The organism is Nocardia mikamii NBRC 108933 (genome assembly GCF_001613505.1).
GTDB lineage: Bacteria > Actinomycetota > Actinomycetes > Mycobacteriales > Mycobacteriaceae > Nocardia > Nocardia mikamii.
The window spans coordinates 367911-382810 of record NZ_BDCM01000004.1; the positions used below are offsets into that span (position 1 = coordinate 367911).

Below are 14900 nucleotides of genomic sequence, written 5' to 3' on the forward strand. Positions count from 1 at the left end.
GGAGCCGCTCAGCCCAGGGCCTTCGGCCACGCGAGCCTGGTCTTGCGGCGGCGACCGCGCAACTGCACCTCGTCACCGGAGAGCCACTGCTTCTGTTCGTCGTCGTCGGCGAAGTACAGGGCGCTGCCCGAGGCCAGGACGCGACCCGGATGTTCCTTCGCCAATTCGGTGAGCCGCGAGGCCTCGTTCACCGGATCGCCGATCACCGTGTACTCGAAGCGATTCGCGGCGCCGATATTGCCGGCGACGGCGAGGCCGGCCGAGACCCCGATGCCGATATCCAGGCCCTGCACCTCACGCAGTGCCTCGCGCAGATCGCGGGCCGCGGCCAGCGCGGCGGTCGGCGCGTCCGGACGGTCCAGTGGCGCACCGAAGATCGCCAGCGCCGCGTCGCCGACGAACTTGTTGATCAGGCCGTTGTGCCGGTCCACCACGTCGACCACCACCCGGAAGAATTCGTTGAGCAGGCTGACCACCTCGGTGGGCGGCCGCTCGGCGGCGGTGGCGGTCGAGCCGACCATATCGACGAACAACACGGCCACGAACCGGGTTTCACCACCCAGTTCGGTGCCGTACTCCAGCGCTCGGCGGGCCACTTCCTCGCCGACGTGCTGGCCGAACAGTTCCTGCAGTTCGCGGCGCTGCGCGGCCTCTTCCATCATGCGGTTGAAACCGACCTGCAGCAGGCCGATCTCGCTGCCGTCGAAGACCTCGACCTGCACGTCGCGCGCCCCCGCCTGGACCCGGTTGATCGCCCGGGAGAGCTGACGCACCGGGTCGGAGATGCTCGACCCGGTGAGCATCGACAGCGCCAGCGCCTGCATGATCACCACGCCACACAGCAGCAGGATCGAGATGGCCAGCGACTGCGCCGAGAAATGCACCTGCGAGGTGATCTGGGTGACGCACAGCAGCACGATCGCGATGGTCGGCGCGAACGTGCCCATACCCCACGTCATCGCCATGCGCGTGCCGACACCGGGAGTGAGGGTGTGATCGAAGGTGCCGGTGGTCAGCGCGTGCGCGGCGACGGGCCGCAGAATCCGCTCACCCAGCATGTAGGTGAAGCCGAACACGATGGTGGCGGCCATACATTCGGTGACGATCACCGCACCCGCGAGCTCGGGCGTTTCCACGATGATCCGCGCGGCCAGCACCGCACCGCCCACCAGCCACAACAGCAGGTGCAGGATGGACTGCCGCAGCGGGGCGTGCAGGGCCGCCATCTGTTCCTGGCGACTGGGCGGCCCGCCGCGCATCTGCCAGCGCATCACCGGGCGCAGCATCAACGCCGAGGCGGTGACGCTCAGGAATCCGCCGATCGCGAAGACCAGCGCCGGAAGCAGCAGACCGGCGCGCCGCAATCCGTTCGGCGTGCCCTCGGGCGCGGGCAGCCCGTACTGGATGAACGCGTAGACCAGGACCGCACCGAAGGCATTGGCCGCCAGCATGGATGCGAGGTACAGCGGCCAGCGCGTTCGCATGGTCTGTTTGACCGCTTCCAGAGGCGCTGACACGTTGACCAATCTAGCGGGGCGCGTCGTAGGTCACCGGATTCGGGCGGAGCGGACACGTGCCGGTTGCGTCCCCGGCCGATAGGCTCGCGGCGTGAGTGGGGACAGCAAGACCTCCGGGAATCCGGCCGAGCCTGCCCCGGCGGGCGTCGCATCGGCGGCTTCGGGCCGTACCGCATCCGGTCGCGGTCGCGAGCGCACCGCCGCCGACTCGGTGCATCCACTGGTGCGCCAGGGCGCCGAATGGTGCTGGCGACTGTTGATCATCCTGGTGGCGGTGCTGGCGGTCGCCTATCTGGCGCACAAGCTGACCACGGTCGTCATTCCGGTCGCGATCGCCCTGCTCGCGGCGGCGTTGCTCTCGCCGCTGGTGGATCTGCTGCAACGCCTCGGAATCCCGCGCGGCATCGGCGTATTCGTGGCCCTGGTCGGATCGCTGGGCCTGCTGGCGGGGATCTTCACCTTCGTCATCGAGCAGTTCATCACCGGTGTGCCGCAGCTGACCGACGAATTCAAGACCAGCATCCACACTGTGCAGGACTGGCTGATCAACGGGCCGCTGCATCTGAGCAACGATCAGATCCGCAACGGCGGCAACACGATCATCAAAACGCTGGAGGCCAATCAGGATTCGCTGACCAGCGGCGCCCTGACCACCGCCGCCGCGATCGGCGAATTCCTCACCGGCGCCTTCCTGACACTGTTCATCCTGATCTTCTTCCTCTACGGCGGCGACCAGATCTGGAATTTCGTGACCCGGATCGTGCCGACCCCGCAACGTGAACGGGTGCGCACCGCCGGGCGGCTCGGCTTCGGCACGCTGATCGGCTTCGTGCGCGCCACCGTCGTGGTGGCGGCCGTCGACGCCATCGGCATCGGCGCCGGGTTGGCGATTCTGAGTGTGCCGCTGGCGCTTCCGCTGGCATCGCTGGTGTTCATCGGCGCGTTCATCCCGATCGTCGGCTCACTGCTCGCGGGTTTCATCGCCGTCTTCCTGGCCTTGATGACGAAAGGTTTCGTCACCGCGCTGATCGTGCTCGGCATCACGGTGGCGGTGATGCAGCTGGAAGGCCATGTGTTGCAACCGTTGTTGCTGGGGCGCGCGGTGCGCATCCATCCGCTGGCGGTGGTGCTGGCGATCACGGCAGGCGTGGTGCTGGCCGGTATCGCGGGCGGTCTGCTGGCGGTGCCGTTCGTCGCGGTGATGAATACCGCGATCCGTTCGTTGCTGGTCGGCAGCCCGGAAGAGCTGTATCAGGAACTCAATACCGGCGAACCGGGGGAGCCGATGTTCCACGCCGATCCCGACCGGCCCGAGCCGGATCGGTACCGCCGGGCCGAATCGCGGTCCGACGCGGGCGGTGACACGGGCGGCGGTGACGCGGACGAAGGCTGAGTCCGCGGCCGCCACGCCGCCCGCCGACTCGACCGTGCCCGGGCCGACGGCCGCGACCGCGCCGCTGTGGCGGGCGGCGCAGGTGTTTCGTCTGGTCACGATGCTCTACGCGGTGGGCCGGCAGTTCGCCTCGGTGTCGTCGTACCAGCGGCAGCCGCTGAGCTGGGTTCTGATCGGCGTTCTGGACCTGTCGGCGAAACAGATCGCGACCAGGCTGAGCGTCAGCCACCGCATGGTCGAGAACCACGTGCAGGCGACGCTGCGCAAACTGCAGCTCGGCAACCGGGGCGAACTCACCAGATACACCATCGAACAGGGCCTCGAACAGGGGCCGGATCAGGGATTGCCCTGATGTGCTCGGGCCGCGGCGTCGGTAGCCTCGTGGACATGGGTGGTGAGACCGTTTCCGCCCCGGGGTCCGCGGGAACCGGGGGAGCCGTGGGCGACCGTGACCTGCGAGTATCGGATACCGAACGCGAACATGTCGGAACCCTGCTGCAGCGCGCGGTCGGGCTGGGCATGCTGTCGCTGGGCGAGTTCAGCGAACGCATGGATACCGCGCTGGCGGCCAAGACGCGCGGCGAACTCAATGCCGTCCTGATCGACCTGCCCGGCATTCGCCTTGCGGGACAACCGAATTCCGCCCAGCCGACCGCCTCGGCCGGGCCGGCTCCGACATGGCGGTGGGGTGCCCCCGGTGGTCGCACCGAGGCGGAAAGCGTGATTCGTCCGCGGCTGTCCGGCGTCACCCGCAAGGGACCGTGGCAGGTGCCGCCGTCGCTGTACGTCAACAGCTACCTCTCCGGCGTCACCCTGGATTTCACCCAGGCCGTGATGTCGACCCAGGTGGTCGAGATCCGGGTCGACGATTTCTGCAGTTCGCTGACCATGATCCTGCCCGGTGAGGCGACCGTCGATCTCAACGGCGTGGAGTTGATCGGATCCAGTGCCAACAACAAGGTGCGGACCGGCCCGCCGATCGGACCGCTGCACATCGTCGTGCACGGGCGCAGCCGGTTCAGCTCGATCACCGCGAAACATCCGTTCGGTGTGCAGTGGAAGAAGCTGATGTCGGGATTCTGATCCCTACTCGACGACCTCGCCGAGTCCGATCATGTTGCCCTCGCTGTCGCGAAACCACGCACCCCGTTCCGCACGCCCTTTACTCGGGTAGTTCCCCTCGATCTCCATGATCCCGCCGACCGTGCCGGGATATTCCTCGAAGACGACGCCACGCTCCCGCAGGGCGGCCACGGTGGCCTCGATATCGTCGACGTAGAACGCCAGCTGGGTGAAGGAACCGTCGGCCGCTCCGGCCGACGCGAACAGGCAGAACACCCCTGCCGCCCCCTCGTAGCGCAGTCCGCCCGGCCGCTCCTCCACGGGGTGCAGCCCGAGTTTTTCGGCATACCAACGCCGTGCTCGTTCCAGATCCTGTGTGGGTACCCGTGCCTCGATCTGCGCGGAGTTCAGCATGGGGGCATGGTAGAGCCTCGGACGCGGGCCGGTACGGGAACCTCCGGCCCGCGCGAGGCGATCAGTCCCGGTTCTGGCGGCGCAGCAGTTCGTTGACGCTCACCGTGCGGCCGCTGGTGCGGTGCTTACCCTCGTCGTCGGGATCGGCCGGTTCCGGCTCGGGGCGGCGGCGGGACGAGCGGAGGTCCGCCATCCACTGTTCGATGTTGTTGCGGTTGTCCCCGCCGGGTCCGGCCGGATTGCCGGAGGCGTCGGATTCGGCTGCGGGCGTGGGGTTTTCCCGCTCCGGCGCCGTCGATGCCCCGGTTTCCCCGGTGTCGGACGTGGTCTGCTGCGGACCGTGCGACATCGCCGAGCCGAGGTCTCCTCGGGGCCCCGGAGCGGGGGCGTCGTGGCCGCCGGCCGGGGGCCGGTTTCCCGGATTCGCGGGCTCGTGCAGCTCCTGGGTCGCCTCCGCGTCCTTCGGCTCCCGGGGCACGCCGCCGGGCCCGGATTCCGTTGTCCGCGCGGGCGAATGGCGCATACCGTCGGGCGGCATCCGCCGCGGTGGCTGCACGGCGGGAGGGCGTCCTTCGGGGGCGACACGCTGCGTCCGGTCGGGGCCCTGCTGGGGGCGTCCGGCCGGTTCGGCCCAGCCGGAGCCGTGGCCGGTCGGTGCGGACGAACCAGGGGTGCCCCGCGGCGGGTTCGCGGTGGGTGCGGAGCCGTCGGGAGCGGCGGGCGGTCCGCTGTGGCCGGGCCGTCCGGCGTCCGGTGTGTGGCCGGGTCCCTGGGCGGGAGGCTGTCCCGGGTGGTACGGCGGGGCGTCCGGACGATAGAGCTGGGCGCGGACCGACGGATGCGGCGGCACCTTCGACGGTTTCGGTGGCAGGACCCGCGGCGTGGTGCCGACCGGCGCGGTCGGTGGCACCGAATCGGTGGCATCGGGGGCGGTGTCCGGGGCGGGCACCGTCCGGGGCGGCATACCGGGCCGCACCACCTGTGGCGGCCGCACCACGCCACGGTTCGGCGCGGTGTCCGAACCGGGCAGCGAGACCGAGGGCGGTACCGAAGGTGCTTGCGGCGCTGGGGGTTCCGGGGTACGCGAAGGGGCGGGTCTCGGATTCGGCGCGGCGCGCCCGGGCATCGGGGCCGGTTCGGACGTTCCCGCGCCACGGCCCGCCTCGTCCGCGGCGGAGGGGCCGGCGCCGATGACACCGGATTCGCCGACGACACCGGATCCGCTGATGACACCGGAACCGCCGGATGCGCGTTGCGGCTGCGGGCGTGCGGGCGGGGGCAGCACGCGGGAAGAACGGATGCCCGGCGTTTGCGGCGAGGTGGACGAGCGCCCGCCCTGCGGACCTGCCGCCGGGTGGGCCGGAGCGGCGTCGGCGGAGCCCGAGGCGGCAGACGGTGCCTGATTCGCGGTGCCGTCCGAGGCGTCGTCAGCGTGGTCGTCGGGCGAGGCGTTGCCCGAATCGGCCGACGGCGCATCTGCGCCGGAGTCCGACCGGCGGAAGCCGAAACGCTTGCGCTTCGGGGACTTTTCCGACTTCCCCGGCTTCTCGGTCTTCCCTGTCTTCTCGGTCCTGCCCGGCTGCTCCGATGCGGACGAGTCGGACTTCTGGGCCCCGGCGTCCGAGGAAGCAACGGATTCCGCGCGCTGTTGCGCCGGCTCGCCGGTCCGTACCGTGGGCCCCCCACTCCGCGACACCGACGGCTCGGAGCTCTCGGCCCGCGCCGGATCGGAACTTTCGGCGCGAGACCGGTCGGTCCCCGTGGCTCGTGACTGCCCGGGGCTCTCGGCTCGTGACGCCGCCGGGCTCTTGGCGCGAGTCGCGCGCGCGGAGGTGCCGGCCGCGGCCGGATCGATGCGATCCAACTGCTCGGTCGGTGCCTCCGGATCGACACGCAGGAACTTCAACCGCCGCGGCTTGCGCGGACCCTTCGGCGTCCCGTCGGGCAGCTGCGGCAGCTGCATGGTCACGGGATCGGTCACCGGTGTGGTCTTGACCAGGTCGACGACTTCGCCGGTGCCGGGACGCTCGTCGTCGAGAATGGGTTCGCCCAGGCCGATGCGCTGCTGAATGCGCTTCATCCAGGCCGGGGCCCACCAGCAGTCGTCGCCCAGCAGTTTCATGGTCGCGGGAACGAGCAGCATGCGCAGCACGGTGGCGTCGATGAACAGCGCGGCCATCATGCCGTAGGCGATGTACTGCATCATCACCAGATCGGAGAAGGCGAACGCTCCGACGACCACCAGCAGGATCAGCGCCGCCGCGGTGATGATGCGACCGGTCTGCGCGGTTCCGCTGCGCACCGACTCGGTGGTGCTCGCGCCCTGGGCGCGCGTTTCCACCATGCGGGAGAGCAGGAAGACCTCGTAGTCGGTGGACAGGCCGTAGATCACCGCCATGATCAGCACCAGCACCGGCGACATGATCGGCTGCGGCGTGAAATTGAGCAGTCCGGCGCCGTGGCCGTCGACGAAGATCCAGGTCAGGATACCGAGCGTGGACCCGAGGCCCAGGGCGCTCATCAGCGCCGCCTTGATCGGCAGCACCAGCGATCCGAAGGTCAGGAACATCAGCAGCGTCGTCACGAAGACGACCAGCACGATCATCAGCGGCATGCGATCCAGCAGTGAATCGATGCTGTCCTGCATCAGAACCGGCTGCCCGCCCACCATCAGATCGACATCGTCGGGGACGCTGATCGAGCGCAGATAGGCGATCGTGTCCTCGACGTTCGCGTCCGGCGCCATCGTCGCCTCGGACACCCACACATCGGAGCCGTTCGGCGGGATGCCGGGCGTGCCGAACGGATCGGTGAGTCCGGGCGCGCCACTGGCCTCATCGAGGATGGCCTTGATCTCGCCGGTGTTCTGGGTGGTGATGACCAGCTGGATCGGGTCGGTCTGGCGCAGCGGGAAGATCTCGTCGAACTTCTCCTGCGCCATGCGGGTCGGATTGTCCGGCGGCAGATAGGTTTCGCTGATGCCGCCGAACTTCAGGTTCTTCACCGGAATGATCAGCAGCAGCAGGATGATGCACAGCGGCACCGCCACCTTCAGCGGATGCTTCATCACCCACTGCGTGGTGCGGCCCCAGAAACCGTTCTCGACCTCTTCGGCGGTCTTGGTCTTGCGGAACCGCTTGAATCCCAGTGCGTCCACGCGCGGGCCGAGGATCGACAGCAGCGCGGGCAGGATGGTGAGCGAGGCCAGGGCGGCCAGCAGCACGGTCGCGATGGTGCCGTAGGCCACCGATTTCAGGAAGCCCTGCGGGAACAGCAGCATGCCGGCGCTGGCGGCGATGATCATGGTCGCCGAGAAGGTGACCGTGCGTCCGGCGGTCATCACCGATCGGCGCACGGCTTGGCGGGTGGTGTAGCCCTCGGCCAATTCCTCGCGGAACCGGCTGACTATGAAGAGTCCGTAGTCGATCGCCAGACCCAGGCCGATCATCGACACCACGGCCCCGACGAACGAGTTCACCTCGGTGACGTGGGTGATCGCCATGACGATGCCGTTGGCGCCGAGGACGGTGAGCCCGCCGATGATCAGCGGCAGGGCCGCGGCGACGATACCGCCGAAGATGAAGAACAGCAGGATCGCGACGGCCGGGATGGCCAGCATCTCCATGCGCTTCTGGTCCGAGGCGATGGTGTCGTTCAGCTCTCCCGCGACCGGCTGCATGCCGGCCAGCTGGACATCCACGCCCGGGATGTAGAAGGCGTCCTTGACCGCGCGATAGTTGTTCATCGTGGTCGTGTCGTCGTCGCCCTTGATGGCGACCGACGCGAACGCGTACTTCTTGTCCTTGCTACCGGTGGCCGACGCGCTCCAATCGCCGGTCTCGGTCTTCCAGTACGCGACGTTGACCTTGCTGATCTGGTCCGGATGTTCCCGGGGCAGGCTGTTGAGATTGTCGGTGATCTTCCGGCCGAACTCCGGATCGTCGATGGTCCTACCGTCCGGCGCGGTGTAGAGCACGATCACATCGGACATGTGATCGCGGCCGTAGACCTCGTCCTTGAGCACCGCGGCCTGTGAGGACTCCGCTCCGGGGTCGAACCAGCCGCTGGAGCTCAGGTGGTTTTCCAGACCGAATCCGTACGCCCCCAGGGCGAGAAGTGCGGCCACCGCTACACCCAGCACGGTGTAGCGGAACTTGTGGACCAGCTCGCCCCAGCGGGTGAACACTAAGCGACTCCTTGAGCGGGGCGGGAGGTGAGCAGTGCGGACAGCGGCCGGAAGGGCTGCAGCCAGGCTCCCTCGTCGGGCAGCGAGTCGAGGCTGACCCGGGGCAGCGGTTCACGGAACACGCCCGGGATGTCCTCGAGGTCGACGAAATCGAGGATATCGGACGTGACAGCCCAACTCGCGTGCTCGCGGAATCCGAGCACCTGGACCGGAACCCCGGTCGCCGCGACCTCCTCGAGCGGTTCGCGGAAGGCCTGACCGTCCGCGGAGGCCACCATGATCCCCGCGAGACCGGCTCCGCCGCGGCGTAACTGGATATGTGCCAGCATGTCGCTGTCGACGTCGGAATCCTCGTCGATCTTCGGTTTCGCGAAGACCGCGTAGCCGACGTTGCGCAGCGCCTCGACCCACGGACGCACCACATCGGCGGTCCCGGGGGCGATATTGGTGAAGACCGTGGCCTCGGGTTCGATGCGCTGCGTGCTGCCGGCGGACAGTTCGGCGGTGCGGGCCAGCAGCCAGCGGCCCAGCGCGTCGAAGCGCGGCCGGTAGGCCGCGGTGGGACGGCCGCCGAGGATGGCGCCCAGGCCCATATCCAGATTCGGCGCGTCCCACACCAGCAGCACCCGCCGCACCCCGGCGGGTTCGGCGACCGGCGTCGCGGGGGTCGCCGCACCGGCGACGACGTCCGATTCGTCGCCGCGCACTGTTCCGGCAACCTCGTCGGCCGGCTGGGCCATCTCCCTGAGACTCATATCTAGATCTTCCCCCAAATGAACTCGGTGATGGCGCTTCCGGCTCGATGCGCCTTGCTCTCGAACTTCGTCACCGGGCGTTCGAGGCCGATCACCGTCTCGGTTGCGGGGTGTTCCGCATCGCCGCCGGCGGCCTCATTCAGGCCCACGAGCTGCGGTTCTCCCGCGCCCACCTCGGCGATGTGTTCGGCGTAGCCGGCGTGGTCGGTGGCTACGTGCAAAATTCCGCCGCGCTGCAGGCGGCTGGCGATCAGGGCCATGGTCGCGGGCTGCAGCAGCCGGCGCTTGTGGTGGCGTGCCTTCGGCCAGGGGTCCGGGAAGAAGACCCGGACACCAGCTAGCGAATCCTTGGCAATCATGTGCTCGAGAACGTCGACTGCATCGCCGCGCAGCAAACGGATGTTCTCGATCCCGTCCCGCTCGATCCGCTGCACGAGCTGTGCGAGGCCGGGTTTGTACACCTCGATGCCGATCAGGTCGAACTGCGGCTCGGCCTGGGCCATCGCCGCGGTCGCGGTCCCGGTGCCGCAGCCGATCTCGATGATCAGCGGCGCGGTCCGGCCGAACCAGGCGGCGGCGTCGAGCGGTTCGTCGCTCACCTCGCGGCCGATGCGCGGCCACATCCGCTCCCAGGATTGCTGCTGGGTCGCGGTCAGCGCGCCACGACGCGAGCGGAAGCTCGTTACCCGCGGGTAGAGGCGGGAAGGCTCGCGCTCGGGGCCAGGGCCTTCGTGGTTACGCAAGCTGCCGCCTCCGGCCCCGTCGCTACCAGCGGTGTCGTTCGCGGCGTCGTTCACGGCGTCCATTGTCCAGTATTCGATGATCAGGGCCGCAATCGACCGCGTCGAGGAGGGAAATCCCGGGTCAGGGTGTGTTGCCGGGGGCGCGGAGCCCGGCGTCAGGCGGCGAGCGGCTGCTCGTCGGGGAGTTGCGGTTCGCTGTGCGTGCCGAGTGGCAGGCCCAGGATCATCCGGCCCGCGGTACCGGCGAGCTCCAACAGCCCGCGCCAGCGCGACGGAGACGCCACGACCGACCAGACGGTCCGGGTCTCGGTGTCGGCGTCGGTGACCGGCCGGCCGGCGATGCGATCGGCCAGCCAGTCCAAGGTCAGCGGCGTGGCCAGCGGTAACAAGGTGAAGTGGTCGCTCAGCCGGTCGCGCAGGTACCCGACGGCGGCGCCGCCCGCGCGATAGCGCTCGACCTGCGCGTCGATACACGACACGTCGATGATGCGGTCGTGCAGCGGCTGGATCACCAGCAGCGGACAGTGCGGGGTGTGCTGTCCGAGCCGTATGTCGTCGAACATCTCGCACATCGCGGGGGTGCTCAGTACCTCCTCCAGCGACCGGTCGAGGTGTTTGCTCACGTCCTGGCCGGCCAGCCGGGCCAGCGCCACGATCGGCGGCAGCTGCGCGGCGCGTTCGAGCAGCCGTTCCCCGGCGGTGCTGATGCGGCCGTCGATAACGTCGCCCAGGGCCGGGTACACCTGGCGCAGCGCCGAGATCACGATCGCCGGGAAGCCCGCGTACCGGCCGCCGTTGAGCCGGATGAACACCTCACCCGGATCGCCGACCGGCGCGCCGAGGACCGCCCCGGCGATGGTCAGTTCGGGCGCATAGGTGGGAGCCATTTCGACCAGCCACGATCCGGCCATCCCGCCACCGGAGTAGCCCCACACCACGACCGGAGTGGTCGTACTCAGCCCCAGCGGGCGGAAGTGCATGGCGGCGCGAATGCCGTCGAGAGAGCGGTAGCCCGGTTCGCGTGGCGCGCCGAAACGTCCGTCCGGTCCCTCGTGATCGGCGATGCTCACCGCCCAGCCGCGCCGCAGCGCATTGGCGACGAGCAGCAGTTCGAGCTGGGTGATCGATCCCGGGACGACGGCCCCGCGACGCAGCGCGTAGGAGGGGGCGCAGCGCTCGGTGACGGCGTCGATCGCCGATTCGAAGGCCAGCAGCGGGCGGCGTTCGCCGGGGTCGGCATCGGCGGGCGACAACACCGTCGTCACCGCGACCTCCGCGCGCCCGTGCAGGTCGTTGCTGCGGTACAGCAGTTGCCATGCGGTCACGCGCTGCGGAATCAGGCCCAGCAGTGCGATCTGCACGGGCCTGCTGCGCAGGACGGTTCCGGGTGCGTGTGCGGCCACGTCGGCGGGTGGGCGATAGAAGGGATCCTGCGACGGCGGCAGCGGCCGTTCGTTCTTCGTCGCGACGGCGGTGCCGTCGTCACCGATGACGTCCACATTGACGCTCATCGCAACCTCCTTCGGATCCACGGGACCGGCGCACAGGCGCGCGGCCGACCGGGGTCCACACCACCGAGGCCGCGCACCGGCGGTGCCGCCGGCGGCTTCAGCGTAGGTGATCGAATCCGTGACCCGTTAGTACGTCACTGTCGAATTATGCTGTGACACAAGCGCAACCACCGTATTGCCGGAAACATTCCCAATTCCACCCCCAGTACCGCTCAGCGGTGGCGGCCGTCCAGTCATGCGCCATCGTCGCCGGTCACGGGCTCGGGCAAGCTGTTTCGTGTGATCGATGACACATCTCCGTGTGGCACAACGGCGATCGGACGTGCCGATGAATCAGCGGTCGATGCCGACAACCGGCGCGTGTTCTGACACAATTTGCCGCTGGAAGGGGGTGCCACCTGTGTCGAGAGCCACTGCAACCAGCGCTTCGCCGGGCTTCGTGAACGACCACGGCGGGCCCACACCGGAACTCGAGCAACTCATCGCCACGGTGCGGATCGGCGCCGGGTCCGCACCGGGAATCGCCGATCAGCTGGCGAGTGCGGCCGTGGCCTTCCGGCGGCCACTGCGGATCCAGGTCACCGGCCGGGCCGGCGCCGGGAAATCGACGCTGTTGCGGGCGCTGGCCCTGATGTCGGCCGAGGAGACCGCGCCGGTGGATCAGCCGGGCGTGCCGGATCCGGTGCTCGACGCCGATCTGGTCGTCTACGTGCTCGCGGGCTCGCTGCAGGCCGCCGATCGCCGCGTTCTCGAATCCTTGCGGCCCGACACCACGATGGTCGTGCTCAACAAGGCCGATGCCGTGGGCTCGCGCTGGGGCGATGCGGTGGTGGCCGCCGATCGGGCGGCGCACGGGCTGGGTGTGCCGGTCGCCCCGATGGTCGCCGAACTCGCGGTCCGCACCCGTGCGGGCACGCCGAGCGACGATGATCTGCGCACGCTGCGCCGCCATGCGGCCGGTGGGGGCGCCGAGCTCACGCTCTCCCCGGAACTGTTCGTCGACCGATCGGCCGGGCCCGATGTGGCCGATCGCCGGGCGCTGCTGGAGCGCTGGGGCCTGCACGGGGTCGGTTGCGCGCTGGTCGCATTGCGCTACGAACCGGAGTTGGGGCCGCAGCAGTTGCTGCAGTTGCTGCATGCCGTGAGCGGGATCGATCCGGTGCACGCGCGCCTGCATCAGCGCTACGAGCAGATCGCGGCCCGGCGCGGTGGCGACCTGCTCGACGATCTGGCTCGCATCGCCGCCCGCGCGATTCCGCAGGGTGACGGCGGGCGCGCCCGCGACCTGATCGAGGATTATCTGGCCGGGGACGAGGCGCTGTGGACCGCACTACAGGCCGGTCTGGCCCGCCCGGAGGTCCGCCATCTCGCTGCCGGATATCCGTCCGCGACGCCGGCGGACGCCGACGACGCGCTGGTCCGCGCCCAGCGCTGGCGCGCGGTGGCCGCCAGCGATATGCCGGCCGCCGCCCGCCGCGCGGCGATCCGGTTGCACAACGGATATATGCGGATGTGGGAGCGGATGAGCAGTGCCGGACTGTGAGGTACCCGGTGCGTCGGTCGAGCTGAACGGTGCGCGGGCGGGCGTTACCGCCGGCGTGGATCCCGAGGTGCTGGCCGTCGTCGAGCGGTGGAATCCGCAGGGCAGCGCGCTGTTGCGCGCGGTTCCGGCCGAACCGGGCCCGAATTCCGCCGCACCACACGGATCCACGGCTGCTGATACGAAACCTGTTGCGGCACAGCCTGTTCCGGTGACCGTCATCGGGCCGGACGATGCCAACACCACGCTGCTGCGCACCGAACTGTCCCGCTTCGAACCGCGCGTGGCACTCAGCGATCCGGTCACCGACCCGGCAACCCTGCTCGCCGCCACCGATTTCGGACCCGGCAGCGGTCCGGCGGTGGCGCTGGTGCTGGTGGATCCGGGCGCCGCCGTCGGCGCCGCACTGCTCGACCCGGTGACGCGCTTGCAGGCGGTGGGAACGCGAATCCTGTTCGCCATGAACGGAGTTCACGCTCATCCCGACTGGCGCTCGGTGCTGGATCGCGATACCGCCATGCTGGCCCGGGCGCTCGGCGCCGAGCCCGAGATCCTCCCGGTTTCGGCCCGGCTGGCCGTCGCGGGGCGCGGCAACGGCGACGCCGCTTTGCTGGACCGCTCCGGCTTGGCCGCCCTGCACGCCCAGCTCAGCGCCGCGGTCGGGGTCCGTGGCGGTCCTGATCGATTGGCCGGCGTCACCGCCCGGGTGCTCGCCGACACCCGTGCCCGGGTACTGGGCCAGATCGAAGCGCTGCGCTCGGGCAGCACCGTAGCCGCCCTGCGCGCCGAACGCACCGCCGCGCTGGCCGGTCGCGACGGTGGCCGCGCCCAGGCGCTGGCCGCCCTGCGTAATCGGTTACAGCTGGCCCGGGTGGATCTGACGCACGAGGTGGGCGCTCGCGTGCGCACCGTCCATGCCACCGCCCGTGCCGATCTGGACCGTCTCGACCGCCGCTCGGTGCGTGGCTATCCCGAGCTTCTGCAGGCGGCGGTGAATCAGGCCACCGCCGAACTCGACGCCGTGGTCCGCCACCGCCTGATCGAACTGGCCCGCCAGATCGAGGCCGTGGCCGGCTCGGAACCGCAGCCCGCGCCGGCCTCGCCGCAGGCTCCGCCGACCGATCCCGCACCCCGGGTCGGCCCCGATCCGGAGCGTCGCCATCGCGGTGTCGAGGATCGGCTGATGATCGCCCTGGGCGCATCGGCGGGTTTCGGCCTCGGCCGGTTGATCGTTGCGCCGTTGTCGCTGGTGCCGGCGTTGGATTACGCGACCGTGCCGGTCACCCTGGCGCTCGGCGCGGGCGTCGCGTGGTGGGTGGTGCGGGCCCGGGGACATCTGGCCGATCGGGCACATCTGCGGCAATGGGTGACCGATGTGCTGGTCAACGTGAAGGCCCAGCTCGAGCAGCGAGTGGCGACGGCCCTGGTGGAGGCGGAGTCCGAGCTGACCGAACAGGTGGTGCGCGCGAGCACCGCGCGCATGGTGGAGGCCGATCGCCGGGTCGCGGAGCTGGAGGCGCAACTGCGCCGCACCGCCGCCGAACAGCCCGCACAACTGGCCGCGTGCGAACGCGATCTGGCGATCCTGGCGGCCGCGGTCGCCGGGTGACGTCGCCCGGTCGCGGTTTGCTCACCCCTCACAGCCGGGGTGCCGCCGAGGTGGGAAGGTTTCGGGCGGGTCCCGAGTGAGCAACCCCATTCCGTACCGACCGTCACATCGCGTTAACCTCTTTACTTAAGGAATCCGGGTGTCCGTCTCGTTCTCGTACGCCGCCCAGC

Annotated in this window: 11 protein-coding genes; 5 read left to right on the forward strand and 6 right to left on the reverse strand. The window is 69.7% G+C overall.

What is annotated here, in order from left to right:
* Nucleotides 1-8: 8 nt before the first annotated feature.
* The gene (locus NMI01S_RS06580) at nucleotides 9-1484 is read right to left on the reverse strand and encodes an adenylate/guanylate cyclase domain-containing protein (protein WP_062995138.1); all 1476 of its coding nucleotides are present in this window, start codon (nucleotides 1482-1484) and stop codon (nucleotides 9-11) included.
* Nucleotides 1485-1728: 244 nt separating this feature from the next.
* On the opposite strand from NMI01S_RS06580, the gene NMI01S_RS06585 reads away from it, so the two are divergent.
* The 3 genes from NMI01S_RS06585 to NMI01S_RS06595 are packed head-to-tail and all read left to right on the forward strand — an operon-like array spanning nucleotide 1729 to nucleotide 3993.
* Nucleotides 1729-2910: an AI-2E family transporter gene (locus tag NMI01S_RS06585; protein WP_062995139.1), complete on the forward strand. Its 1182-nt coding sequence runs from the start codon at nucleotides 1729-1731 to the stop codon at nucleotides 2908-2910.
* 34 nt (nucleotides 2911-2944) lie between these two features.
* Nucleotides 2945-3262: a LuxR C-terminal-related transcriptional regulator gene (locus NMI01S_RS33925; RefSeq protein WP_281186646.1), complete on the forward strand. Its 318-nt coding sequence runs from the start codon at nucleotides 2945-2947 to the stop codon at nucleotides 3260-3262.
* Between the two features lie 35 nt (nucleotides 3263-3297).
* Nucleotides 3298-3993 carry a DUF1707 SHOCT-like domain-containing protein gene (locus tag NMI01S_RS06595; RefSeq protein ID WP_062995140.1) on the forward strand — a complete coding sequence of 232 codons (696 nt, stop codon included), beginning with the start codon at nucleotides 3298-3300 and terminating at the stop codon, nucleotides 3991-3993.
* A 3-nt stretch (nucleotides 3994-3996) separates the two neighbouring features.
* Here NMI01S_RS06595 and NMI01S_RS06600 read toward each other — a convergent pair whose 3' ends face one another.
* The 5 genes from NMI01S_RS06600 to NMI01S_RS06620 form a co-directional block, all read right to left on the reverse strand.
* A complete protein-coding gene (locus NMI01S_RS06600) occupies nucleotides 3997-4386 on the reverse strand; it encodes a VOC family protein (RefSeq protein ID WP_062995051.1) in 390 nt (129 codons plus the stop codon).
* 61 nt (nucleotides 4387-4447) lie between these two features.
* Nucleotides 4448-8572, reverse strand: a complete 4125-nt coding sequence (locus tag NMI01S_RS33695) for an MMPL family transporter (RefSeq protein ID WP_062995052.1) — start codon at nucleotides 8570-8572, stop codon at nucleotides 4448-4450.
* Nucleotides 8572-9327, reverse strand: a complete 756-nt coding sequence (locus NMI01S_RS06610) for an NYN domain-containing protein (protein WP_062966523.1) — start codon at nucleotides 9325-9327, stop codon at nucleotides 8572-8574. Before NMI01S_RS06610 ends, NMI01S_RS33695 begins: the two co-directional genes overlap by 1 nt.
* A 2-nt stretch (nucleotides 9328-9329) precedes the next feature.
* Nucleotides 9330-10133 (reverse strand): tRNA (guanosine(46)-N7)-methyltransferase TrmB, encoded by an 804-nt coding sequence (gene trmB / locus NMI01S_RS06615; RefSeq protein WP_084512522.1) that lies wholly within the window; start codon nucleotides 10131-10133, stop codon nucleotides 9330-9332.
* 92 nt (nucleotides 10134-10225) lie between these two features.
* Nucleotides 10226-11581: a lipase family protein gene (locus NMI01S_RS06620; protein WP_062995053.1), complete on the reverse strand. Its 1356-nt coding sequence runs from the start codon at nucleotides 11579-11581 to the stop codon at nucleotides 10226-10228.
* 400 nt (nucleotides 11582-11981) lie between these two features.
* On the opposite strand from NMI01S_RS06620, the gene NMI01S_RS06625 reads away from it, so the two are divergent.
* Complete coding sequence (locus NMI01S_RS06625; protein WP_245716735.1) at nucleotides 11982-13124, forward strand: tRNA modification GTPase; 1143 nt, start codon at nucleotides 11982-11984, stop codon at nucleotides 13122-13124.
* The gene (locus tag NMI01S_RS06630) at nucleotides 13111-14730 is read left to right on the forward strand and encodes an amino acid adenylation domain-containing protein (RefSeq protein ID WP_245716736.1); all 1620 of its coding nucleotides are present in this window, start codon (nucleotides 13111-13113) and stop codon (nucleotides 14728-14730) included. Before NMI01S_RS06625 ends, NMI01S_RS06630 begins: the two co-directional genes overlap by 14 nt.
* Nucleotides 14731-14900: the final 170 nt, after the last annotated feature.